This window comes from Streptomyces sp. NPDC107575 (assembly GCF_055657265.1).
In genome coordinates, this window is the sequence record NZ_JBVKBG010000001.1 from 105,915 (window position 1) to 126,862 (window position 20,948).

Below are 20,948 nucleotides of genomic sequence, written 5' to 3' on the forward strand. Positions count from 1 at the left end.
CGCACTCACACGCGACCACTTGGAGCCACCCGTGCCCCGCACCACCCCTGAAGCGCGTCCCTTCTCCGCCAAGACCATGACGTTCGTCCGCGAGCAGTTCGCCCACCTGGAACACGACGTGCACGGCACGCGCAGGCTGTTCTTCGAGAACTCGGGCGGCTCGCTGCGTCTGCGTGCCGCCGCCGAGCGCGCCCTTGACGTCTCCCTCTCGCCGGACAGCAACTCCCGTCCCACCCGCGTCGCCCGCGACCTCGCTCGTGTGCAGCAGCAGGGTGAGGCGGACCTGTTCGCCTTCTTCGGCGGCGACCCGGCGGGCGCTCTGCTGCCCACCGCTACGGCCTCGCAGGGCATGTTCGCGATCGTCCGTGTCATCACCGACCACGTGCCCGGCACGAACATCGTCACCACGGCCATCGAGCATCCCTCGTCCTACGACGCCTGCGCCCTGCACGCCGAACGCACCGGCCAGGAGTTCCGCGTCGCACCGGCCGACAAGGAGACCGGCGGCATCGATCCCGGGGCCGTCGCCGCACTCGTCGACGCCGGCACCTCGCTGGTCTCCGTCATCGCCACGTCCAACATCACCGGTGCCGTCACCGACATCGAGGCCGTCGTCGCGGCGGTGCGGGCCAAGAACCCCGACGTGTACGTGATCACCGACGGAGTGCAGTACGCCCCGCACGGCGTCGTCGACGCGCGGGCCTGGGGCGTCGACGCCGTGAACATCGCGCCGTACAAGATGTTCGGCGACCGCGGCAACGCCTTCACCTACCTCTCGCCGCGTCTCGCTGACCTCCCGCACGACAAGCTGGCCGCCGCGAGCGACGGCACCTGGGCCGTCGGCAGCTCCGCGCCCGCCGTCTACGCGGGCTTCTCGGCCATCGTCGACTACCTCGCCGCTGTCGGCGGCACCGAGTCCGGCACCGACCGGCGCGCCGCGCTCGTCGCCGGCATGCGGGCCGTTCACGCCCACGAACAGGCCCTCCTGCACACGCTCCTGGACGGTACGGAGCAACAGCAGGGCCTTCGTCGGCTGCCCGGTGTCCATGTCCACTTCGCGGACCGCGCCGCCACCCTGCCCCGCGATCTGATCGTGCCCCTCACCTTCGACGGACCGACCTGCGCCGAGGCCGTGCGCGCCTATGAGGAGCGCGGCGTGATCGTCTACGAGCGTGTCGCCGAGAGCCCGTACTCGGCGCGCATCCTGCGCGCCGTCGGCCTTGAGGGGGTCGTGCGGGTCTCGCCACTGCACTGCCACACCCTGGAGGAGGCCGAACAGTTCCTGCGGGTGACGCAGGAACTCGCGGAGGAGGGACGCGCCGGGCGGTAGCCCCTTGCCGTCGGTCCGGTCATGGGCTAGGCAGTCCATGACCGGGCAACCGAATGGAACGGGGAAGCAACCCATGCGAGTCAAGGCTCTCGATCACCTGGTGCTGAATGTCGCCGACGTCGACAAGTCGTTGGAGTTCTACACCGGCCGGCTCGGGCTCGTGCCCGAGCGGGTCGAGGAGTGGCGGGCCGGGAAGGTGCCGTTCCCGTCCGTGCGGATCGACGAGAGCACCGTCATCGATCTGTTCGCCGCCGCCCGGGTCGAGTCCAACGTCGATCACTTCTGTCTCGTCGTCGACCCCCTCGACTGGCAGGAGGTCGTCGACTCGGGGGAGTTCGAGGTGCTGGAGGGGCCGGTGCCGCGGTGGGGTGCGCGGGGGCAGGCGCAGTCCGTGTACGTCAAGGACCCGGACGGGAACACCGTCGAACTGCGGTGGTATCCGCAGGACGCCGAGAACTGAGTGCCGGGGCCAACGATCGCGGGACGGGTCCGTTGACTGGCTAGAACGGCCGTGCGACGGTGAGAGCGCGTTACCCCTTTTACCTGCCGAGGCCCCCGCGCGAGCACGGGCCGATTCAAGAACGGGAAGCGGATACTGTGACGCTCGGACACCCGCACACCTCTCGGTCCACCGACGCTCCCGCCGACAGTGAACGTGGCCTGACCACGGCTCAGTTCGAGGGATATGAAAAGGAGTTCGCCGCCCGGCCCGCGAACCGGCTGATGCAGAACGCCGTCACGCAGACGACGGTGGACGACATCGCCCTCGACCGGCGGATCGTCACGGCGATCGACCACTCCGTCTCGCACCACCTGGACGACTGGAAGGTCACCAACCAGAAGCGCAGCGGCCGCTGTTGGATGTTCGCCGGGCTCAATCTGCTGCGCGTGGGCGCCGCGCGCAAGCTCGGGGTGAAGGACTTCGAGTTCTCCCAGAACTATGTGCTGTGGTGGGACAAGTTCGAGCGCGCCAACCACTTCCTGGAGAGTGTCATCGACACCTCGGACCGGGATGTCGACGACCGTACCGTGGCGCATCTGCTCGGGGATCCGATCAGCGACGGCGGGCAGTGGAACATGTTCGTCGCGCTGGTCGCCAAGCACGGCCTCGTGCCCAAGTCGGCGATGCCGGAGACCGAGAGCTCGTCGGCGACCGGGCCGATGAACCGGGCCCTGATGAGTCTGCTCCGGCAGGGCGCGCGTGATCTGCGCCGCGCGGCGGCCGAGGGCGTCGAGGTGCAGCGTGCCCGCAAGGCGGAGGTGCTCGGCGCCGTCCACCGCGTGCTCAGCATCCACCTCGGGACGCCGCCGCAGACGTTCCTGTGGCAGTGGCGGGACAGCGACCAGGAGTTCCACCGCGACGGCTGGATGACACCCACCGAGTTCGCCGACGCGTATGTGCAGATACCCCTCGACGAGTACGTGTGTCTCGTGCACGATCCGCGCGAGTCCAGCCCCGCGGGCCGCACCTTCACCGTCGAGCACCTGGGCAACATCGTCGAGGCCCCGCCCGTCGTGTACCTCAACGCGGACATCGACCTGCTCAAGCGGCTCACCATGGAGGCCGTGGTGGGCGGCGAGCCGGTCTGGTTCGGCTGCGACGTCGCCCAGCAGATGCGCTCCGACCTCGGCATCTGGGACGCCGAACTCTTCGACTACGAGGCCGTGTACGACGCGTCGTTCGAGCTCGACAAGGCGGACCGGCTCCTCCACCACGAGACGCAGATGACCCACGCGATGCTCTTCACCGGCGTCGACGTGGTCGACGGTGCGCCGCGCCGCTGGCGGGTCGAGAACAGCTGGGGCGACGAGAAGGCCGACAAGGGCTTCTGGACCATGAACGACTCGTGGTTCGGCGAGCATGTCTTCGAGGTCGCGGTCCGCCGGTCCGCGCTTCCACCGGAGCTGTCCGCCGCCCTCGACGAGCCGCCGATCGTGCTGCCCGCCTGGGACCCGATGGGCGCGCTCGCCGACTGAGCGGACAGTCAGGAGAACGGGGGGATCAGGGGAGCACCGGTGAGGCCGGGTCCATCGGCACGGCGACGGTGTCAGGGGGCAGGGGAGGGCAGGGAGTCAGGCGGGGTCGAGGACGAAGTCGTAGGTGACCTCGCGGCCTGTGCCGCTCGCGGCCGCCGTCGGGGCGAGCACCAGCTCCGGCTTCACGGCCTGTGCGATGTCGTCCTCGATGTGGCTGCCGCCCTTGAAATACAGCTGCGTGGTGATGAGTTGGTGGTCCGCGGCCGACACCTTGAGGTGCAGATGGGCGGGGCGCCACGCGTGCCACCCGGCGGCGGCGATCAGATTGCCGCAGGAGCCGTCGGTGGGGATCTGGTACGGCGCGGGCTCGATGGTGTGAATGGCGAAGCGGCCCTCGGCGTCGGCGACGACCGTGCCGCGCAGGTTCCACTCGGGGAGCTCGGGGGCGTACTGGGAGTAGTAGCCGTCGTCGTCCGCGTGCCACATCTCGACGCGAGCGCCGGGCAGCGGGGTTCCGTCGACCGAGGTCACCTGCCCCTGGAAGAGGAGGGGTGTGCCCTTCTCGTCGGGGCGCATCGGGAGGGTGGCCTCGGCCGGCAGCTCGGGCGCGTCCGGCACGTAGTAGGGGCCCTCGATCGTGCCCTTGGAGCCCTCGCGGGACTCGTTCGCGACCTCCTCGACGACGTGCTCGATCCAGACGTCGAGGAACAGCGGCCACTCGCCGTCCTCGCCGACCTGGATCAGCCACGCCTTCAGCGCGTCGTACTCGGCGTAGGTGACCTTGTGGCGGCGGACGATGTCATGGACGGCCGTGATGAGTTCGGTGGCGAGGGTGTCGACGCGCTCCGTGCTGCTGGCGGCGCCGGAGCGGGACTTCTGGGCGAACGCGGCGGTGGCGGCGTTGCCGGACGCGGCGGCCGTGGCCTGTTCGGTGGAGGTGGTCATGATGCGGCTCCTTGGGGATACGGAAGGGGATGCACAGGGGATTCAGCGGTCCTGGCGGTAGCGGTCCAGCTTCTCGGCGTCGAGTTCGATGCCGAGGCCCGCGCCCTCGCGCACACGCAGCGTTCCCTCGCTGATGCGCAGCGGTTCGGCGAGCAGGTCGTCCGTCATGTGGAGGAAGTTGGAGAGTTCGCCCGCCCGCCGCGAGGTCGCCCACGTCGTCGGCCGGGCGCAGCTCCTCGGCCGGCGTCAGGTCGAGGTCGTGCATGGCGCGCAGGGCACGGGCCGCCTCCGAGGGCGTCCAGCCGCGGTTGCCGTCGACGTACGGCTCGACCTCGTCGCCGAACGCCTCGCGCAGCGCCCGGCACACCTCGACGTCGAGGCCGAAGGGGCGGCGGCCGACCTTCACCTTGAACGTCGTGATGCCGTACCGGCGATGTCCCACAGCGCCATGTCGATCGAGGCCTTGGCGGTCGGATCGCCGACGGTGCGGTTCAGGCGGGCGTGCACGGCCTCGCGGCGGACGGGGGAGAGACCGAGCGGCTGCGGCTCGAAGATCTTCCCGAGCACCGCGACGACGGGCGCCTGCGTCTCGCCGTACGTGAACGGTCGCGGCGGAGCCTCCGCCGTCCCGGTCAGGTCGTCGTCGGTGTGCACGCGGACGAGGACGTGCTCGGCGGTGTGCACCTCGCCGCTGGCGAACTTCAGGGGCTTTCGGTACGGGACGGCGAAGGGGATCGCCTCTATCGCGGTGATCTTCATCGTGCTCCTGGAGTGACGGCCTCGGGGGCGGCCGGGGCCCGCTCCCGCTCGGAGGTACGGGCCGGTGCCGTCTCCGGGAGGGCGAACAGGCAGGCCAGCGTGAGGAGAAGGAGTGCCGCCAGGTAGTAGCCCACGTTGAGGGCGTCGCCCGTCCCCGAGATGATCCGGTTCGCGACCATCGGGGAGATGCCGCCGCCGAGCACGGCTCCGACGTGGAAGCCGACCCCGAGCCCCGACTGGCGCTGCTCGCGCGGGTAGAGCTCGGCGAAGTACGTGTACATGGGGCCGAACAGCAGGCCGGTCGCGGAGAAGCCGATGATGACGGCCGTGTTGACGGCGGCGACCGTGCCCGCACCCGTGACGTGGAACATGGTCAGGGCCGAGGTCAGGGAGAGCAGCGCCCCCACGATCATCACGGGCTTGCGGCCGATCCGGTCCGACAGCCAGGCGGAGCCCACGTTCAGCAGGGCGTGGCACAGCAGTCCGATGAGGCTGCCGTTGACGATGGGCTGCCGGGGCAGGCCCAGGCCCTCGGGCGCGGCGGCGGTGGCGTAGGAGAGCATGAAGGTGGCGAGCGCGAACGTGCTGGCGTTGAGGCCGATGTTCACGCCGGCGGTCAGCGCCACCCGCCGCCAGTTGGTGCGCAGCACCTCCAACACGGGGGAGTGGGAGGGCAGTTGACCGCCATCCTTGTCCGCCATCTCCTGGAAGACCGGGCTCTCGGCGACGCCCTTGCGGATCCACAGGCCGACGATGACGACGAGGCCGCCCACGAGGAACGGGATCCGCCACCCCCAGCCGACCACGTCGTCCTCCGGGAGCAGCAGCACCAGGGCGAACGCCAGGTTGGCGAGGATCGAGCCGACCGGCGAGCCGATCGCCACGAACGAGCCGTACAGGCCGCGCCGCCGGTCCGGCGCGTGCTCGATCGCGAACACCGCGGCGCCCGCGTTCTCCCCGCCGCGCGCCGCGCCGTGCACCAGGCGCAGCAGCACGAGCAGGACCGGCGCCGCGATGCCGATGGCGGCGTACGGCGGCAGCACACCCATGGCGAAGGTGGCCGCGCCCATCGTGACGAACGCCGCGAGCAGCGCCACCTTCCGGCCGCGCCGGTCGCCAAGGGAACCGAACAGCGCGGCGCCCAGCGGCGCCATGAGGAAGCCGATCGCGAACGTCGCCAGGCTCATGAAAGTGCCGAACCAGGCGTCGCCCGTCTTGAAGAACAACTCGCCGAACACCAGGGCGGCGGCGGTGCCGTAGATCGCGAAGTCGTAGAACTCCAGCGAGGTGCCGACGCCGGCGGCGAGGCCGACTCTGAGCACGCTCGGCTTGCGGGACGTGGTTCCGGTCGAGGTCATGCGTCTCCTTCGGTACGGCTCGGTCAGTACAGCTCGATGACGAGCCGCTCCGACCGGGCCCGTGACACGCACAGCGCCATCTGTGAGCCGGACGCCTTGTCCGCGGCGGACAGGCAGTTGTCGCGGTGGTCAGGGGTGCCTTCGAGGACGCCGGAGACGCAGGAGCCGCAGATGCCCTCCTCGCAGGACTTGAAGACGTCGATGCCGCCCTCCTCCAGGACGGAGAGGACCGACCGGTCGGCGGGGACCTCGAAGACCTCGCCGGTGTCCAGCTCGACGGTGAACGCCCGGTCGGCGCTCGTGTCCACCTCGGCGGCCTCGAAGTGCTCGATGTGCACGTGTGCCGCGCCGACCACCGGCTCGAAGGCCTCGGTGACCTGCCGCATGAAGCCCTCGGGCCCGCACGTGTACACGTGGGACGCGCCCGTGAGCCCCGCCGCGGTGGCCGCGAGCAGCGCGGGCCGCTCGGACCTGGCCGTCCCGAAGTGCAGCCGCACCCGGTCGGGGAACTCGACGCGCCGCTCCAACAGGTCGACGAACGCGGCCTGTTCGCGGCTGGTGGCGTAGTAGTGCAGCTCGAAGTCGGCGCCCGTGCGGTGCAGTTCGTACGCCATGCTCAGCAGCGGGGTGATGCCGATGCCGCCCGCCACCAGGACGTGCCGGTCGGCGTTCTCGGCGAGGCGCAGCAGATTGCGCGGGCCGTCGATCTCCAGGCGGTCGCCCTCGCGCACCCCGTGCAGGGCCAGCGAGCCGCCGCGCGAGGACGGTTCCCGCTTCACCGCGATGAGCAGCGAGGACGGGTCGGACGGCGGGCCGCACAGCGAGTACTGGCGCAGCACGCCGGTGGGCCCCTTCACGTCGATGTGCGCGCCCGCCGGGTACGCGGGGAAGGCCGCCCCGTCCGCCCGGACGAGCCGCAGCGCGCGGATGTCGGGCGTCTCCTCGGTCACCTCGCGGACCCTAACCTCGACGCTCACAGCAGGAACCCGGCCGCGGGTACGGCGTCCTCGCTGTCCACGAGCCGTACGACCTTGAGAGCGATCCGGTCGCCCTCCTCGGAGAGCCGGACCCGGTGGGTGACCTCGCCGGCCCACAGGTCGTGCCGGCCCCGCTTGTACGCGACGAGCACCTGCGCCGAACGCAGCGTCACCTCCGCGTCGTTGACCTCCTCGGGCACGAACCGGGACACCGTCCGCACGGTGCGCGCGGCGTCCACCGCGGCGATGGCGTAGCCCTCGGTCATCCGGGTCACGCGCATCTGCCGCATCCGGGCGTCGTCGTACACCATGTTCAGGGTGCCCGCGAACTCCTCGGTGTCCGGGTCGATCGGGATCACGTAGTGCGCGTCGTCGGTGTAGAGCCGCTGCCACTCCCCGTAGAGGCTGCGGTCGAGGAGGTCGGCCTCGTGCCAGACGAGGGAGATCGCGCGCAGCACGCGGGGGTCGGACAGGCCGAGCAGGCCCTCGGCGGGCGTCGCCAGGGTGTCAGTCATCGCGCATCATCTCCTTCCACTGCGCGTACGCGGCGCGCATGCCGGTCTCGTCGGTGACATGGGCCGTCGGCCAGCCCTCGGGGCTCGGTGTCTCGCGGGACAGGCCGCGGTTGACGAGGATCGGCATGTCGGGCGCGGCCTGGGCGCCGCGCTGGACGCGGTCCCAGCCCTCGGCGTCGTCGGGGGTGCCGAAGCCGAACGGGCCCTGGAAGTGCTCGTGGATGCGCAGCCGTTCGCGGTTGACCGGGTCGACGACCTCGGGCGGTCCGTCGGGGCCGAGGGCCACGTGCTCGATGAGGGTCTCGTCCGCCGACAGCGGGCGCAGCACCCGCAGGAACGAGTTGGACATCGACACGTTCGGGAACAGATTGAGGTTGAACCCGGTGCCGTGCATGGCCCGCACCAGTTTGCGGACGGCCGCGTCGTCGAGGCCCGCGGACTTCAACTCGCCGACCAGGGAGTCGAATCGGGGCTGCAGAGGTTCCGTGCCGTCGTCGGCGTCGAGGTCCGCGTGGCCGGGCACCATCTGCATGACACTGTGCCCGTGACCGAGGTCGTGGGTGACCGCCGAGGGGTCGGTCATGAACGACATCATGTCCGCGGTCTCGGCGTCCACGGACGCCATCCACGAGCGGTGCACGATCGGGAAGTGGTAGCCGTCGGTGGTGTTCTCCAGCTGAATCTTCCAGTTGCCGCGGAAGCGGAACTGGTGGGTGCCGAGCACCTTCACCGGGTAGCCGCCGCCCTGCTTCATGAACCGGTCGATCCACAGCTTCACATCACCGAGGAAGTCCTCCAGCGGCTCGACGTCCTCGGCGAACGTCGCGAAGATCATGCCGCCGTAGGACTCGGTGCGCAGCTTGCGCAGCCCCAACTCGCCCTTCTCGACGACGCCTTCGTAGCCGTCGGGGTACGGGATGCCGCGCAGCTTGCCGTCGAGGCCGTAGGACCAGGCGTGGTAGGGACAGGTGAAGCCGTTGGCCTGGCCCGTCCGCTTCTCGCACAGGCTCGCGCCGCGGTGCCGGCAGCGGTTGAGCAGGGTGTTGACGTTGCCCTTGCGGTCCTTCGTCACGATGACCGGCTGCCGGCCGACGTACGTCGACTTGAAGCTGCCCGCCTTCGGCAGCTCACTGTCGTGGGCGACCCACACCCAGGTCCGTTCGAAGATCGCGGTCATCTCCCGCTCGAAGAGCCGGGGATCGGTGTACATGCGCCCCGCCACGCGGTCCTCGCCCACCAGATCGTGCGGGGCGAGGTCGTGGACGGTGTCCGCACTGAACTCAAGCGTCATCGTGCCTCCGTCGTTCGATGCCCAAGACGCTAGGACCGTGACGGGGGCGGGCCAATTGGGAATGGCCTCGCCCGGAATAGGGGAAATCCTGAGGCGCCCCGAAGGAACTCTCGATATCGCGGGCCGCCCGCCGCGTCCTACCGTGACAGCCATGACACCCGTGACTCGCAGGGCAGCGGTGGGCCGACTCACCCCGAACCAACTCTCGTTCCGTGACGCGATGGCGAACCTCTCCGCAGGCGTCAACATCGTCACCACGGACGGACCGCGCGGCCGCGCCGGCATCACGGTGAGCGCGGCCTGCTCCGTCACCGACGACCCGCCCACCATGCTCGTCTGCATCAATCAGTCCAGCCGCAGCCACGACCTGTTCACCGAGAACGGCCGCGTCTGCGTCAACGTCCTCGGCCCCGACCACGCCGATGTCGCCAAGGCCTTCGCGGGCGGTGTGCCCGCCGAGGAGCGCTTCGCGGCCTGCGGCGACGTATGGGACCACACGCTGGCCGACGTCCCGGTGCTCAAGGGCTCCGCCGCCTCGGTGGTCGGCCGGGTCACCGGCACCGCCGAACGCGGCTCGCACACCGTGATGTTCATCGAGGCGGAGCGGGTGCTCGTCGGCGAGGACGGGTCGGGCGCGCTCGTCTACTTCCGCCGCCAGTTCCACTCGATCCCCACGTCGCTGACCGCGTGACCGGCGCGATGCGGGGCCTGCAAACGGACGGCCGGCGCATGACGCTGACCTGCTACAACGACACGTTCGACTACGGGTGGCGGCACGTCGACCTGTTCACCCACGACGCCGAGGGCCGCGAACTCGGCTGGGTGCACTGGACCGTCGACGCCGACGGTCCTGAGGCGGCCGACGCCGTCACCGCCCGCGTCGAGCCGACGCTGCGGCGCACCTCCCCGTGGCGCCATTCGGTCAGCGCGGCGGGGATGGACTACTGGGAGGCCGACGCGCAATGGGAGGACAACGCATGAGCCTGTGGCAGCCCTGGTCCCTGCGGGAGCTGGTCGACGATCTCGCTGCGGGACGCACCACGGCGGCGGCAGCGCGCGCCCGCGCGGAGGCCCGCATCGCGCAGACGGAGCCCGAGGTGCGCGCGTGGGTCGCGCCGGTCCGCGAACCCGCTCCAACCACCGGGCCGCTCAAGGGGGTTCCCTTCGGCGTCAAGGACATCATCGACGTGACCGGGCACCCCACCCGCTGCGGTTCGCGGCTGCGTGCCGACAGCGCACCGGCCACGGCCGACGCGGCGATCGTCCGGGCCTGGCGGGACACCGGCGTCGACGTCATCGGCAAGACCGTCACCACCGAGTTCGCCTTCTTCGCGCCCGGCCCCACCCACAACCCGGCCGCGCCGGGACACACCCCGGGCGGCTCGTCCAGCGGCTCGGCGGCGGCCGTCGCCGCCGGACACGTACCGCTCGCGATCGGCTCCCAGACGGCGGCCTCCGTCACCCGGCCCGCCGCGTTCTGCGGTGTCGCGTCCCTGGTCATGACCCACGGGCGCTTCCCCGTGGACGGCGTGGTGGGCCTCAGCCCCAGCCTGGACAGCCACGGTTTCTACGCCGCCGGGGTCCGGGACCTCGCCGTCGCCTGGCAGGCCCTCACCCGCGAGACACCCGGCGAGGCGGCCGCGCCGCGCGTCCTGCTGTGGGGCGCCGAGCCGTTCGCCGACGTGAGCGACGCGATGCGGGAGGCGGTGGAGACGGCGCGGGCGCGAATGACCGCGGCGGGCGCCGTGGTGGAGCCCTTCCCGGAGGAGAAGCTCGTCGCGGAGGTCACCGCCGCCCACCCGGTCGTGATGGCGTACGAAGCGGCCCGCGAACGCGCCGCCGAGCTCGACCTGTCCGCCCAACTGAGCGAGCCGCTACGGAATTTGCTGCACACCGGCGCCGCGACCTCCGAGACCGACTACGCGGCGGCCCGCAGCACCGTCGAACAGGCCCGCGCCCGCGTCGCCGCACTGTTCGCCACGTACGACGTCGTCGTCGGGCCGGCCGCCCTCGGCGCCGCCCCGGAGGGCCTCGACGCCACCGGCGACCCCGTGCTCAGCCGCGCCTGGCAGGCCCTCGGCCTCCCGGCGGTGACCGTGCCGGGCCTGCGCGACGCGCACGGCCTGCCGCTCGGCATCCAGGCCGTCGGCCCGGCCCGCGGGGAGGCCCAACTCCTGGCGCACGCCGCCTGGATCGAGTCCGCGCTCACGACGCCCGACGCCACGGAAGGCGGCCACCGATGACCGACACGCACACGCACACCGACCCCCGTACGCTCGCCGCTCTCGTCGAGCGCATCGAGACCCTGGAGGCCGAGGCCGACATCCGGCGCCTCCAGGCCCGCTACATGTTCCTGTGCGACACCCCGTGCCCCGAGTTCGGCGTGCGCGACGACACGCACCGCATCGACCTCATCATGGAGCTGTACGCCGAGGACGCCGTGTGGGAGGGCGTCGGCGAGTACTACGACGGCCAGTTCGGCCGCGCCGAGGGGCACGCCGCCATCCGCGCCCACTTCGAGGCGTTCTGGAGCGAGCGGCACGACCCCCAACTCGTCCTCAACGCCCACTACCTGACGTCCGAACAGATCCACGTCGACGGCGCCACCGCCACCGGCCAGTGGATCCACATGCAGCCCTGGCTCTACGCCGACGGCACCGCGCTGCTGCGCTCCAGCCGCCTCAACAACGCCTTCCGCCGCGAGGACGACGGCACCTGGCACATCACCCGGACCCGGACCGAGAACGTGTTCATCGCGCCGCTGCCCGCGAACTTCGCCGAGAGCTATCCGTCGGGCTCCGTACTGATGCGGCCGTGACACCGGGCCGCGGCCGCGCACCGGGCTGCGCACGGCCGCCGTGGGCGAGGCCGTGATCGTGTTCTTCCGCAGGACGCGGCTCGATGAAAGGATCTGGCCACCGTGGTCGCCGTGTTCACCGGGGAGGTGGTCCTGGCCGCCTGCGGCCGGAGGCCCGTACACCTGACGAAAGCGAGGAATCATGACAGGTGAGCCGGCGGCCGACCTCGTCTACGTGCTCGACGACGACGAGCAGCTGTGCCTCTCCCTGGCGTGGCTGCTGGAGTCCGTGCACATCAAGACCGAGTGGTTCACCGACGCCGACGCCTTCCTCGCCGCCTTCGACCCGGACCGCCCGGCCTGCCTCGTCCTCGACGTCCGCATGCCGGGCATCGGCGGATTCCACGTACAGGAACTCCTCAACGACCGGGGCGCGGCGCTGCCCATCGTCTTCGTGTCCGCGCACGGCGACATCCCCATGTCGGTGCGCGCGCTGCAGGCGGGGGCCGTCGACTTCCTGGAGAAGCCCTACGATCCCCAGCGGTTGCTCGACATCCTGCAGAACGCCCTGCGGGTGGCGGGCGAACGCTACGCGCGCCGCGCCGAGCAGCTCTCCCTGCGCGAGCGGATCACGCACCTCAGCCCCCGCGAACGCGAGATCCTGCGCCAGGTCGTCGAGGGTGTGCCCAGCAAGGTGATCGCGCGGCAGCTCGGCATCAGCCTCAAGACCGTCGACGCGCACCGGGCGCGGATCCGAGAGAAGACGGACGCCGACACCCTCGGCGCGCTCATCGGCGACATGATGCGCTGCGGCCTGCGCCCCGAGGAGGTGTGACGCCGATGCCCGCCACCGCCGACCTCGCCTGCCCCGACCTGGCCCGTCTCTTCGAGGCCATCGACGGCTGCGTCCTGGTGCACGACGCCCGCAGCAAGGACATCCTGTGGGCCAACCCCGCGGCGCGCACCGCGCTCGGCTTCACCCTCGACGAGCTCAAGCCGCTCAAGGCCCCCGACATGAGCTCCAACGCGGCGCAGTACGCGCGGCACATCGGCGTCGCCTGGCTGCAGCGCGCCGCCGACCAAGGCCGCAGCCGCATCGAGTGGTGCTACCGGTCGAAGTCCGGCACCGACATCCTCAGCGAGGCGCTCGCCGTGCGCGTGGAGCTGTCGGTGGGGCCCGTCGTCATGGTGCAGTTCCGCGACATCGCCGAGGAGAAGGCCACCCGCCGCGATCTGACCCGCACCGAGGCCAGGCTCCAGGCGTTCCTGCGCAACCTCGACGAGGGCATCGTGGTGCTCGACGACGCCGGCCGGATCGTCTTCGCCGGCGAATCGGCGGGCATCCTGCTCGACCGGGACCCGGACGACCTGCTCGGCACGGACTTCACCGAGTTCCTCGCGGTGGACTCCACCGCCGTGCTGCGCGCCGTGCTGAAGGACACCTCGCGGGGCGGCCGGCCCACCGACGCCCGCTACCGCCTCTCGGTCTCCGACGGGGCGGGCGGCGGCCCCGACCGCTGGTTCGCGGCGCGCTGCCAGTACATCGACATCGAGAACGATCTGCGCGGGCTGCTCCTCCTCTTCCACGACATCACCGACACGGTGCACACCGAGGAGGAGCACCGGCGCGACGCCCAGTACCTCAACCACCTGGCCCGCTACAACGCCATGGGCGACATGGCGATGGCCATCGCCCACGAGGTCAGCCAGCCCATCGCGGCAGCCCACAACTTCGTCGCCGGCGCCCTCGGCCGCATCGACGACACCCCGGACCCCGCCCCGCTGCGCTGGGGCCTCGACCACGCCGCCCGCCAGCTGGAGCGGGCCACCACGATCCTGTCCAGCCTGCGCGCCTACGTGGTGCGCCTCGAGGACGCGAAACGGGCCGTCGACCTGAACGACATCGTGGCCGACTGCGCGTACTTCGTCGACGTACGGGCCAGGGCGCACCAGGTCGCCGTGCGCTGGGAACGCACGGCCGCCGACCTCCCCGTCAGCTGCGAGAAGGTGCTCATCGGACAGGTCGTCATGAACCTCGCCTTCAACGCCCTGGAGGAGATGGCCCGTTGGCCCGACGAGCCGGGCGAGGTCACCGTCTCCACGCGCCGGGACGGCGACCGCGCGGTGGTCGAGGTGCGGGACACCGGCGGCGGCCTCCCGGCATCGTCGGACGGGCGGATCTTCGACGGGGTGTTCACCTCGAAGGGCAACGGGCACGGCATCGGCCTCGCCCTGAGCCACCGCATCATCACCCGCCACGGCGGCGAGATCGAGGCGTGCCCGAACTCCCCGCACGGCACCGTCTTCCGGTTCGGGCTGCCGCTGCGGGGCACGACGGCGTAAACGATCAGGGAAATCCCCTACGCGGCGCCACCCATTCCCAATTGTTGGCGCACGGCCGTCCGCCTAGCGTTATGGGTGCATCGAGTTCGAGCGATCAACTCGCAGCCCAGGCAAGGGAATTACTCATGACACAGACGCTGGATCCGCCCTCGACCGCCACCGGCGCGGCCTTCGAGCACGTGCTTGACCTGGTGGCCGAGCGCAGGGCGGAATTCGAGAGCGCGCGGCACGTACCGCGCGACATGATCGCCGAATTCAAGAAAGCGGGCCTCTACCGGGCGAGCGCGCCGCGGCGTTTCGGCGGCGAACCGCTGCCGCCGGCCGAATTCCTGCGACTCATCGAGCGGATATCCCGGGTCGACGGCTCGGCCGGCTGGGTCGCGAGCTTCGGCTCCTCCCTGATCTATCTCGCGGCGCTGCCCCTCGAGACCCAGGAGCGGCTCTACGCGGACGGGCCCGACGTCGCCTTCGCCGGCGGCCTCTTCCCGGTCCAGCCCGCCGAACCCGTCGACGGCGGCTACCGCGTCTCGGGCCGCTGGAAGTTCGCGAGCGGCTGCAAGGGCGCCGACGTCCTCGGCGTCGGCATCAAGGTGGGAGAGGACCGGGCGGGCCGGCCGCGCACCGCGGTGCTGCGCCCCGAGGACGTCGAGATCGTCGAGAACTGGGACGTCATCGGGATGCGCGGCACCGGCAGCCACGACCTCGCCGTCGACGGCGTCGTCGTGCCCGAGGAGTGGACCTTCGTGCGCGGCGGCGAGCCGACCGTCGACGAACCGCTCTACCGCTACCCGGCCGTCCCGTACGCGGCGCAGGTGCTCGCCGTCGTCGGCCTCGGCGTGGCACGGGCCGCGCTCGACCAGGTCATCACGGAGGGCGGGCGCGCCAGTTACACCGGAGGCCCCGTCGCCGCGGACCGGGCCGCCTACCGGATCGCTGTGGGCCGCGCCGAGGCCCGCCTGCGCTCGGCCCGCGCCTTCTTCTACGAGATCACCGAAGAGGTGTGGGAGACCGTGCTGAGCGGCGACCCGGCCGGCTCCCACCAGGCCAGCCTGCTGCGCCTGGCCTCGACGACCCTCGCGCACGACTCCTTCGACGTCGCCCGCATCGCCTACCAGCTCGCCGGCATCCGGGCCATCGCCGACGGCAGCCCGATGCAGCGCTACCTGCGGGACGCCTCCGTGGTGCCGCAGCACGCGTTCCTGCAGGAGGGCCTGTACGACGGGGCGGGGGCGGTGCTCATGGGCGTCGACCCGTTCCCCGGGTATCTCTGAAACCGGTTCCGTCTTCTCCGACCCCGTTCACGAAAGGTGACATCACCATGTCCGCTTCCCCCCAGGCACCCCTGCGCGTGCTGTTCTGCATCGGTGTCAACCAGAACTTCTTCGACCTGCCGACCGGGCAGGGCAAGGCGGTCTGGGACGGCTTCACCAGCATGCTGCGCCAGCTGCACGCACTGGAGGGCGTCGACGTCATCGGCACCATCGACGACGACCAGCACATGGTCGGCCCCTCCGGCTCCTGGCCCTGGACGAGCTATGTCCTCGCCGACGTCGTGGACCAGCCGACCGTCGCCGCTGCCTGCAACCTGTTCCGCACCGTGCAGGTCGGCGAGCACGGCCTGTGGCGATACATGAAGATCGAGGCCCGCGTCGGGCGTCCGCTCCCGGACGTGACGAAGTGAGCCCGCAGGGCACGGGGGAGCGCTGGGAGGACGACACGCACCGCGTGGTCCTGGTCACCGGCGCGGCCGGCGGCCTCGGCGGCTGCATCGCCGCGCGCTTCTACGACCACGGGTACCGGGTCGCCCTGACCGACCTGGACGAGGAGGCCGCCGCCAAGGCCGCGGCCGAACTCGACCCCACGGGCGAGAACGCCGTCGGCCTCGCCCTCGACGTCCGCGACAAGGAGGCCTTCGCCCGCGCCCGCGACCGGCTCGTCGAACGGTGGGGCGCGGTGCACGTCCTCGTGAACAACGCCGGGCACTCCAAGGTCGAGTCGCTCATGGACATCACCCCGGAGAGCTTCGCCGCCGTGGTGGAGACCAACCTGCACGGCACCTTCTTCGGCTGCCAGGTCTTCGGCTCGTACTTCGCCGAGCGCGGCTACGGACGCATCGTCAACCTCGGCTCGCTCGCGGGCCAGAACGGCGGCACGGCGACCGGCGCGCACTACGCGGCGTCCAAGGGCGGCGTCGCGACGCTCACCAAGGTCTTCGCCCGCGACCTCGGCCCGCGCGGCGTCACCGTCAACGCGGTGTCGCCGGGCCCGCAGGACCTCCCCGTCGTGCGCCGCACGGTCGACCCGGAGAAGCTGGCGCAGGTGGAGGCATCGATCCCGGTGGGCCGCCTCGGCCGCCCGCAGTTCATCGCCGACATGGTCGTCCTGCTCTCCGCCGAACACGCCGACGCGGTGACCGGCGCGTGCTGGGACGCCAATGGGGGGCTGTTCATGCGGTGACCACGGCCGGGAGCGGTCGACCCGTGCCCGGGCGGCGGCCGGTGCTGGTGCGGTCGAGGGGCCCCGCGAGCCCGGCCTGATCCAAACGACAGGCCCTAGTCCTGAGCTAGAGGTGTGCGGTGAGGAGATTGGCGTCGAGTGGGCCCAGGTCGGCGGTACGGTCGGCGCGGGCGTAGCCGGTCAGCATGCGTTTCGCGGCGATCATGGACTCGTGTGAGCGGCGGCCGAGCAGGCGCGTCCAGGCGGTGACCGTGCGGTCGAGGTCTTCTTCGGGCACGGATTCGTGCAGGAGGTCGATCCGGTGCGCGGTTGTGGCATCGAACTCCCGGCAGGTGAGCATCAGTTCGCGGATGCGGGAGACCCCGACCTCGGTGATGAGGCGGCCAGTGGCGCCGCCCCAGGCCGGTGGGAGCCCGAGGACGCCTTCGGGCATGCGGTAGCGGCTGGTGTCGGCGCCGACCCGAAGGTCGCAGTAGGAAATGAGCGCGAGGCCGGCGCCCGTAACCCGGCCATTGAGGCGCGCGATGGTGATGGCATCGGTGGTCTCCAGCGCCTGGCACAGCCGGTAGCCCTTGTCGACGATGCGACGCAGGGCCGCGCCGGACGGGTCGGCCTTGCGTGCCTCGGCGAACTCGGTGCGGTCGGCGCCGAGGCAGAAGTCCGCGGACAGCGAGGACAGGACCAGGACCTTGACGTCGGTGCGTTCGGTGAGGCTGTCGAGCAGTTTGAGGAGGTCGTCGATGGCGGCGACGTCGAGCACGGCGTCCGGGCGGCCGGCGTGGAGCCGGGCGTTCAGGACGGGGCCGTCCTGGTCGATGCGGAGGGTCTTGTAAGGGTCGGAGGGCCGGGGGTGGTCGGTCATGTGAGGGCGAGGTCCAGATTCAGGAGGCGGCGGAAGGCGACGCGGGGCGCCCAGGTGGGTGGGCGTACGAGGGTGAGGCGGGGGAGGCGCCGGGTGAGGTGACTGATGAGGGTCTGTGCTTCGAGGCGGGCCATGGGGGCGCCCAGGCAGTAATGGGCGCCGCCGCTGAAGGCGAGATGGCCGGGGGTGCGCCGCGGGTCGTAGGCGGCGGGGTGCCGGTGCCGGTGCGGGTCGTGGTGGGCCGCGCCGATCAGGAGGTGGGCCATCTCGCCCTCGCGGATGCCCTGGTCGGCCAGGACGGTGTCGTGGGCGGCGACGCGGCTGATCACATGGGTGGGCGGGTCGTAGCGCAGGCTCTCCTCCACGGCGCCCTGGGCCAGCTCGGGGTCGGCGGTGAGCGCGTTCCAGTGCACGGGGTGTTCGACGAGGCGCAGGACCGCTTGCGACAGCAGGGTGGCGGTGGTCTCCAGCGCGGCCAGCAGGACGAAGCGGGCCAGGTGGTACACCTGGTGGTCGGCCTGGTCACGGTCGGCTTCGAGGGCGTCCCAGGTGCGGATCCACTGCGAGACCGGGTCGTCGCCCGGGCGGGCGCGGCGAGCCCGCACGAGGTCGGTGAAGTACGCCCGCAGCTCCACGGTGGCGGCGTCCGAGCGGGCGAGCTGGCTGGCCGTGGGCAAGAGCTCCTGCGTGAACACCTGGTCGTGGGTGAGCTCGCGCAGCCGGGGCCAGTCGGCGCGCGGCAGGCCGAGCCAGTGGCCGACGGTGGCGATGGGGAGTTCCTCGCCGACCAGGGGAACGAAGTTGGCCTCTCCGTGGCGGAGTTGCTCGTGAAATGCGTCCAGGAGACGGTCCGTGGCCGATGCGATCACGGGGGCGAGGCGGCTGACGGCGGTGCGGTCGAAGCCGTCGGCCGCCCGGCGTATTCGGTTGTGCTCGGGCCCGTTGAGAGTGGGCAGGGTGTGGCTCATCTCCTGCGCGGAGGGTGCCGTCCAGCGGGTGCCCAGGCCTTGCTTCGCACGCCAGGACCGGTCGGGTTCGAGCCAGTTGCGGTCGCGCAGGACCTGGTCGCACTCGGCGTACCCGGTGATGAGGTGGCCACCCCAGGGTGCGGGGCTGACCGGTCCTGGGGCGGCGAGTTCCGCGTAGAAGGGGAACGGGTCCGCCTGCCCCTGCGGGGTGCGCAGGCGCGAGAAGACTTTGGCGGTGGCGCGGCGAAGATCCTGTGGCAGTAAGGCGATTCCCACTGTGCTCCTTCCCGAGCATCAGTCGTCATCGATACCCGCAAGATCATTTGAGTATCCAATAGCACCGCGACAAAGTGGAATTGCCTCTGTCACTCTCCCTTGGTCCATGCCACGAAGCGACTGAAGAGTCCTCCCTTGCGGGATTTGTGCTGCGGGCCGGGCTCAGGAGCGCTGCCGGAGGAAGGGGCGACGGTGGGCTGAGTGACGGGCTCCTGGAGGTCCGGCGTGGGCCGGGAGACCACGGGGGCCGCGGAGTCGTACGGAGCCGGGGTCATGGGGGCGGACCGCGGGGAGAAGCGGACGGGCAGCTCGCTCAGTGCGCGGCTCCACGGCGAGGGAACCCAGCCGAGCGCCGTGAAGGCGTCGTCCAGTTCCATGTCGGGCAGCCGGTTGAGCAGGCACTCGACCGCTGTCACCGCGATCATGAAGGCCGGGTCCTTGGCGGGGCACGCGTGGGGGCCCGCGCCGAAGGCCAGATGGGCCTTCGAGTTGAGCTGCGCACGGTGTTCGGTCAGCCGCGGGTCCGTATTGGCCGCGGCGAAGGAGATGAGCACCGGGTCGCCGGCCCGTACGGTCCGCCCGCCCAGGTCGATGTCCATGGCGGGGTAGTGGCCGGCGTAGTTGGCGATCGGAGCGTAGTTCCACAGGGCCTGGGAGACGGCGTCCTCGACCGGGAGTCCGGTGGGCCAGTCCTCGCCGAGGTAGAGGGCGCTGCTGGTCCCGATGGCTGCCGCGAGTGGCGCGGTGCCGCCGGAGAGCAGCGTGACGAGCTGCTGGAGCACGGCCTCGTCGGCTTCGGACTGATCGTGCGTGAGGAGCGCGTGCTGGTGGATCAGTTCGGTGGTGAGGTCCTCGCCCGGCCGACGGTGCTTGAGCGCGATCAGTTCCGCGAGCGCCTGACCGAGGATCTCGTCGGCGCCGGCGACACCTTCGAAGATGCCGCTGATCCCGGTGATGACCCGGTCGCCGATCTCGGGCGGGCAGCCGAAGAGGTGAGAAAAGACCAGGAGGGGCAGCGGGCCGGCGTACTCGGCCATGAGCTCCGCGCGGCCGTGGCGGTCCGAACTGAACCCGCTGATCAGGTAGTCGGCGGACTTCTGGGTCTGGCGGATCAGGGCCCGCTCGTCCACGGTGTCGAGGGCCGCGGTGACGGCCTGGCGGAGCTTGGCGTGGTCGGCACCGTCGGCGAACAGTGCGTTGCGCCGCCAGGCCATCATCGGCAGGGCCGGGCTGTCGGCCGGCACGCGCCCTTCGGCCAGCGCGTTCCAGCGGCGCGAGTCGCGCGGGAAGGCGGCCGGGTTCTGCAGGATGTGCAGGGCGGCGTCGTAGCCCGTGACGAGTTCGACCTCGACGCCGGGGGCGATGTCGACGGGGGCGCTGGGGCCTTGCGCGCGCAGGTGCGCGTAATAGGCCTCGGGGTCCGCCGCGAAGTCGGGCCCGTAGAGCTGGACGTTGCCACCGTGTGCGTGCGCGGGGCAGCCGGGCGGTATCGAGCGGGGGTCGGTCGGCTGGGACATGCAAGTGCTCCTAGGCGGCGAGCTGGGTCATGAGGTGCTGCACGAGGGTGATCAGGGCCTCGGCGGAGGAACGCTCGTCGCGGACGTCGCACCGCACGATCGGCGTCCGGGACTCGAGGTTCAGTGCCTCATGGACTTCATCGAGCGCGTACTCGGCCTGGCCCTCGAAGGAGTTCACACCGATCGTGTACGTCAGCCCGAAGGATTCCACGAGGTCCAGCACGGCGAAGCTCTCGTCGAGGCGCTCGGGGTCGACGAGGACGAGCGCGCCCAGCGCGCCGCGCGAGAGGTCCTCCCACATCTCCGTGAACCGCTCCTGGCCGGGTGTGCCGAACAGGTAGAGGACCAGGCTGTCCGAGAGGGTGAGGCGGCCGAAGTCCATGGCCACGGTGGTGGTCGTCTTGTGGGGTGTGTTCGTGAGGTCGTCGAGTCCCACGCTGGCCACGGTGATCTGCTCTTCGGTCCGCAGCGGTTTGATCTCCGAGAGGCTGCCGATGCAGGTGGTCTTGCCCACGCCGAAGTGACCGACGATGAGGATCTTCACCGCCTGAGTGACGGATGGCTCGAGATACACGC

Annotated in this window: 23 protein-coding genes and 1 pseudogene; 12 read left to right on the forward strand and 12 right to left on the reverse strand. The window is 71.1% G+C overall.

The window, feature by feature from the left end; all coding sequences use genetic code 11:
* The first annotated feature begins 31 nt into the window (after positions 1-31).
* From ACZ7L4_RS00515 to ACZ7L4_RS00525, 3 genes are all read left to right on the forward strand, one after another.
* Entirely contained in the window at positions 32-1,330 is a 1,299-nt protein-coding gene (locus tag ACZ7L4_RS00515) for an aminotransferase class V-fold PLP-dependent enzyme (protein WP_472098418.1), read from the forward strand.
* A gap of 73 nt (positions 1,331-1,403) precedes the next feature.
* Positions 1,404-1,790 (forward strand): VOC family protein, encoded by a 387-nt coding sequence (locus tag ACZ7L4_RS00520; protein ID WP_472098419.1) that lies wholly within the window; start codon positions 1,404-1,406, stop codon positions 1,788-1,790.
* Between the two features lie 137 nt (positions 1,791-1,927).
* Positions 1,928-3,307 carry a C1 family peptidase gene (locus tag ACZ7L4_RS00525; protein ID WP_472098420.1) on the forward strand — a complete coding sequence of 460 codons (1,380 nt, stop codon included), beginning with the start codon at positions 1,928-1,930 and terminating at the stop codon, positions 3,305-3,307.
* A 96-nt stretch (positions 3,308-3,403) separates the two neighbouring features.
* On the opposite strand, the gene catA is transcribed toward ACZ7L4_RS00525, so the two are convergent.
* From catA to ACZ7L4_RS00565, 8 genes and pseudogenes are all read right to left on the reverse strand, one after another.
* Entirely contained in the window at positions 3,404-4,252 is an 849-nt protein-coding gene (gene catA / locus ACZ7L4_RS00530) for a catechol 1,2-dioxygenase (protein WP_472098421.1), read from the reverse strand.
* A 42-nt stretch (positions 4,253-4,294) separates the two neighbouring features.
* Positions 4,295-4,420 (reverse strand): hypothetical protein, encoded by a 126-nt coding sequence (locus tag ACZ7L4_RS00535; RefSeq protein ID WP_472100414.1) that lies wholly within the window; start codon positions 4,418-4,420, stop codon positions 4,295-4,297.
* 88 nt (positions 4,421-4,508) lie between these two features.
* Positions 4,509-4,694, reverse strand: a pseudogene (locus ACZ7L4_RS00540) (enolase C-terminal domain-like protein); the annotation flags it as partial.
* On the reverse strand, positions 4,655-5,011 hold the full coding sequence (locus ACZ7L4_RS00545) for a hypothetical protein (protein ID WP_472098422.1): 357 nt from the start codon (positions 5,009-5,011) through the stop codon (positions 4,655-4,657). The pseudogene ACZ7L4_RS00540 and the gene ACZ7L4_RS00545, both read right to left, overlap by 40 nt.
* Complete coding sequence (locus ACZ7L4_RS00550) at positions 5,008-6,369, reverse strand: MFS transporter (protein WP_472098423.1); 1,362 nt, start codon at positions 6,367-6,369, stop codon at positions 5,008-5,010. Before ACZ7L4_RS00550 ends, ACZ7L4_RS00545 begins: the two co-directional genes overlap by 4 nt.
* 23 nt (positions 6,370-6,392) lie before the next feature.
* A complete protein-coding gene (locus tag ACZ7L4_RS00555; RefSeq protein ID WP_472098424.1) occupies positions 6,393-7,319 on the reverse strand; it encodes a PDR/VanB family oxidoreductase in 927 nt (308 codons plus the stop codon).
* Between the two features lie 23 nt (positions 7,320-7,342).
* Positions 7,343-7,861, reverse strand: a complete 519-nt coding sequence (locus ACZ7L4_RS00560) for an aromatic-ring-hydroxylating dioxygenase subunit beta (protein ID WP_472098425.1) — start codon at positions 7,859-7,861, stop codon at positions 7,343-7,345.
* A complete protein-coding gene (locus ACZ7L4_RS00565; RefSeq protein WP_472098427.1) occupies positions 7,854-9,152 on the reverse strand; it encodes an aromatic ring-hydroxylating oxygenase subunit alpha in 1,299 nt (432 codons plus the stop codon). The genes ACZ7L4_RS00560 and ACZ7L4_RS00565 overlap by 8 nt, the downstream gene beginning before the upstream one ends.
* A 151-nt stretch (positions 9,153-9,303) precedes the next feature.
* On the opposite strand from ACZ7L4_RS00565, the gene ACZ7L4_RS00570 reads away from it, so the two are divergent.
* The 9 genes from ACZ7L4_RS00570 to ACZ7L4_RS00610 all read left to right on the forward strand — a co-directional run bounded on the left by ACZ7L4_RS00570 (position 9,304) and on the right by ACZ7L4_RS00610 (position 16,749).
* Entirely contained in the window at positions 9,304-9,843 is a 540-nt protein-coding gene (locus tag ACZ7L4_RS00570; RefSeq protein WP_450810449.1) for a flavin reductase, read from the forward strand.
* Between the two features lie 38 nt (positions 9,844-9,881).
* A complete protein-coding gene (locus ACZ7L4_RS00575; RefSeq protein WP_450810450.1) occupies positions 9,882-10,133 on the forward strand; it encodes a hypothetical protein in 252 nt (83 codons plus the stop codon).
* The gene (locus tag ACZ7L4_RS00580; RefSeq protein ID WP_472098429.1) at positions 10,130-11,395 is read left to right on the forward strand and encodes an amidase; all 1,266 of its coding nucleotides are present in this window, start codon (positions 10,130-10,132) and stop codon (positions 11,393-11,395) included. The genes ACZ7L4_RS00575 and ACZ7L4_RS00580 overlap by 4 nt, the downstream gene beginning before the upstream one ends.
* A complete protein-coding gene (locus tag ACZ7L4_RS00585; RefSeq protein WP_472098431.1) occupies positions 11,392-11,970 on the forward strand; it encodes a nuclear transport factor 2 family protein in 579 nt (192 codons plus the stop codon). The genes ACZ7L4_RS00580 and ACZ7L4_RS00585 overlap by 4 nt, the downstream gene beginning before the upstream one ends.
* Before the next feature lie 181 nt (positions 11,971-12,151).
* On the forward strand, positions 12,152-12,784 hold the full coding sequence (locus ACZ7L4_RS00590; protein WP_472098432.1) for a response regulator transcription factor: 633 nt from the start codon (positions 12,152-12,154) through the stop codon (positions 12,782-12,784).
* A gap of 5 nt (positions 12,785-12,789) precedes the next feature.
* Positions 12,790-14,292: a PAS domain-containing sensor histidine kinase gene (locus tag ACZ7L4_RS00595; RefSeq protein ID WP_472098433.1), complete on the forward strand. Its 1,503-nt coding sequence runs from the start codon at positions 12,790-12,792 to the stop codon at positions 14,290-14,292.
* A 125-nt stretch (positions 14,293-14,417) separates the two neighbouring features.
* Positions 14,418-15,563, forward strand: coding sequence for an acyl-CoA dehydrogenase family protein (locus ACZ7L4_RS00600; protein WP_472098435.1), 1,146 nt, complete (start codon positions 14,418-14,420; stop codon positions 15,561-15,563).
* Between the two features lie 47 nt (positions 15,564-15,610).
* Positions 15,611-15,973, forward strand: coding sequence for a hypothetical protein (locus tag ACZ7L4_RS00605; RefSeq protein ID WP_472098436.1), 363 nt, complete (start codon positions 15,611-15,613; stop codon positions 15,971-15,973).
* The gene (locus tag ACZ7L4_RS00610; RefSeq protein WP_472098438.1) at positions 15,970-16,749 is read left to right on the forward strand and encodes an SDR family NAD(P)-dependent oxidoreductase; all 780 of its coding nucleotides are present in this window, start codon (positions 15,970-15,972) and stop codon (positions 16,747-16,749) included. The genes ACZ7L4_RS00605 and ACZ7L4_RS00610 overlap by 4 nt, the downstream gene beginning before the upstream one ends.
* A gap of 106 nt (positions 16,750-16,855) precedes the next feature.
* On the opposite strand, the gene ACZ7L4_RS00615 is transcribed toward ACZ7L4_RS00610, so the two are convergent.
* From ACZ7L4_RS00615 to ACZ7L4_RS00630, 4 genes are all read right to left on the reverse strand, one after another.
* Entirely contained in the window at positions 16,856-17,611 is a 756-nt protein-coding gene (locus ACZ7L4_RS00615; protein ID WP_472098440.1) for an enoyl-CoA hydratase/isomerase family protein, read from the reverse strand.
* Positions 17,608-18,855: a cytochrome P450 gene (locus tag ACZ7L4_RS00620; protein ID WP_472098442.1), complete on the reverse strand. Its 1,248-nt coding sequence runs from the start codon at positions 18,853-18,855 to the stop codon at positions 17,608-17,610. Before ACZ7L4_RS00620 ends, ACZ7L4_RS00615 begins: the two co-directional genes overlap by 4 nt.
* An 89-nt stretch (positions 18,856-18,944) precedes the next feature.
* The gene (locus ACZ7L4_RS00625) at positions 18,945-20,372 is read right to left on the reverse strand and encodes a cytochrome P450 family protein (protein ID WP_472098444.1); all 1,428 of its coding nucleotides are present in this window, start codon (positions 20,370-20,372) and stop codon (positions 18,945-18,947) included.
* A gap of 10 nt (positions 20,373-20,382) precedes the next feature.
* On the reverse strand, positions 20,383-20,946 hold the full coding sequence (locus tag ACZ7L4_RS00630; RefSeq protein WP_472100315.1) for a GTP-binding protein: 564 nt from the start codon (positions 20,944-20,946) through the stop codon (positions 20,383-20,385).
* Positions 20,947-20,948 lie beyond the last annotated feature (2 nt).

Coding starts and splice junctions, on each gene's coding strand:
- ACZ7L4_RS00595 (WP_472098433.1), top strand. CDS start 12,790: ATGCCCGCCACCGCCGACCTCGCCTGCCCCGACCTGGCCCGTCTCTTC.
- ACZ7L4_RS00590 (WP_472098432.1), top strand. CDS start 12,152: ATGACAGGTGAGCCGGCGGCCGACCTCGTCTACGTGCTCGACGACGAC.
- ACZ7L4_RS00585 (WP_472098431.1), top strand. CDS start 11,392: ATGACCGACACGCACACGCACACCGACCCCCGTACGCTCGCCGCTCTC.
- ACZ7L4_RS00560 (WP_472098425.1), bottom strand. CDS start 7,861: ATGACTGACACCCTGGCGACGCCCGCCGAGGGCCTGCTCGGCCTGTCC.
- ACZ7L4_RS00565 (WP_472098427.1), bottom strand. CDS start 9,152: ATGACGCTTGAGTTCAGTGCGGACACCGTCCACGACCTCGCCCCGCAC.
- ACZ7L4_RS00575 (WP_450810450.1), top strand. CDS start 9,882: ATGACGCTGACCTGCTACAACGACACGTTCGACTACGGGTGGCGGCAC.
- ACZ7L4_RS00600 (WP_472098435.1), top strand. CDS start 14,418: ATGACACAGACGCTGGATCCGCCCTCGACCGCCACCGGCGCGGCCTTC.
- ACZ7L4_RS00625 (WP_472098444.1), bottom strand. CDS start 20,372: ATGTCCCAGCCGACCGACCCCCGCTCGATACCGCCCGGCTGCCCCGCG.
- ACZ7L4_RS00580 (WP_472098429.1), top strand. CDS start 10,130: ATGAGCCTGTGGCAGCCCTGGTCCCTGCGGGAGCTGGTCGACGATCTC.
- ACZ7L4_RS00605 (WP_472098436.1), top strand. CDS start 15,611: ATGTCCGCTTCCCCCCAGGCACCCCTGCGCGTGCTGTTCTGCATCGGT.
- ACZ7L4_RS00570 (WP_450810449.1), top strand. CDS start 9,304: ATGACACCCGTGACTCGCAGGGCAGCGGTGGGCCGACTCACCCCGAAC.
- catA (WP_472098421.1), bottom strand. CDS start 4,252: ATGACCACCTCCACCGAACAGGCCACGGCCGCCGCGTCCGGCAACGCC.
- ACZ7L4_RS00545 (WP_472098422.1), bottom strand. CDS start 5,011: ATGAAGATCACCGCGATAGAGGCGATCCCCTTCGCCGTCCCGTACCGA.
- ACZ7L4_RS00550 (WP_472098423.1), bottom strand. CDS start 6,369: ATGACCTCGACCGGAACCACGTCCCGCAAGCCGAGCGTGCTCAGAGTC.
- ACZ7L4_RS00535 (WP_472100414.1), bottom strand. CDS start 4,420: ATGACGGACGACCTGCTCGCCGAACCGCTGCGCATCAGCGAGGGAACG.
- ACZ7L4_RS00520 (WP_472098419.1), top strand. CDS start 1,404: ATGCGAGTCAAGGCTCTCGATCACCTGGTGCTGAATGTCGCCGACGTC.
- ACZ7L4_RS00615 (WP_472098440.1), bottom strand. CDS start 17,611: ATGACCGACCACCCCCGGCCCTCCGACCCTTACAAGACCCTCCGCATC.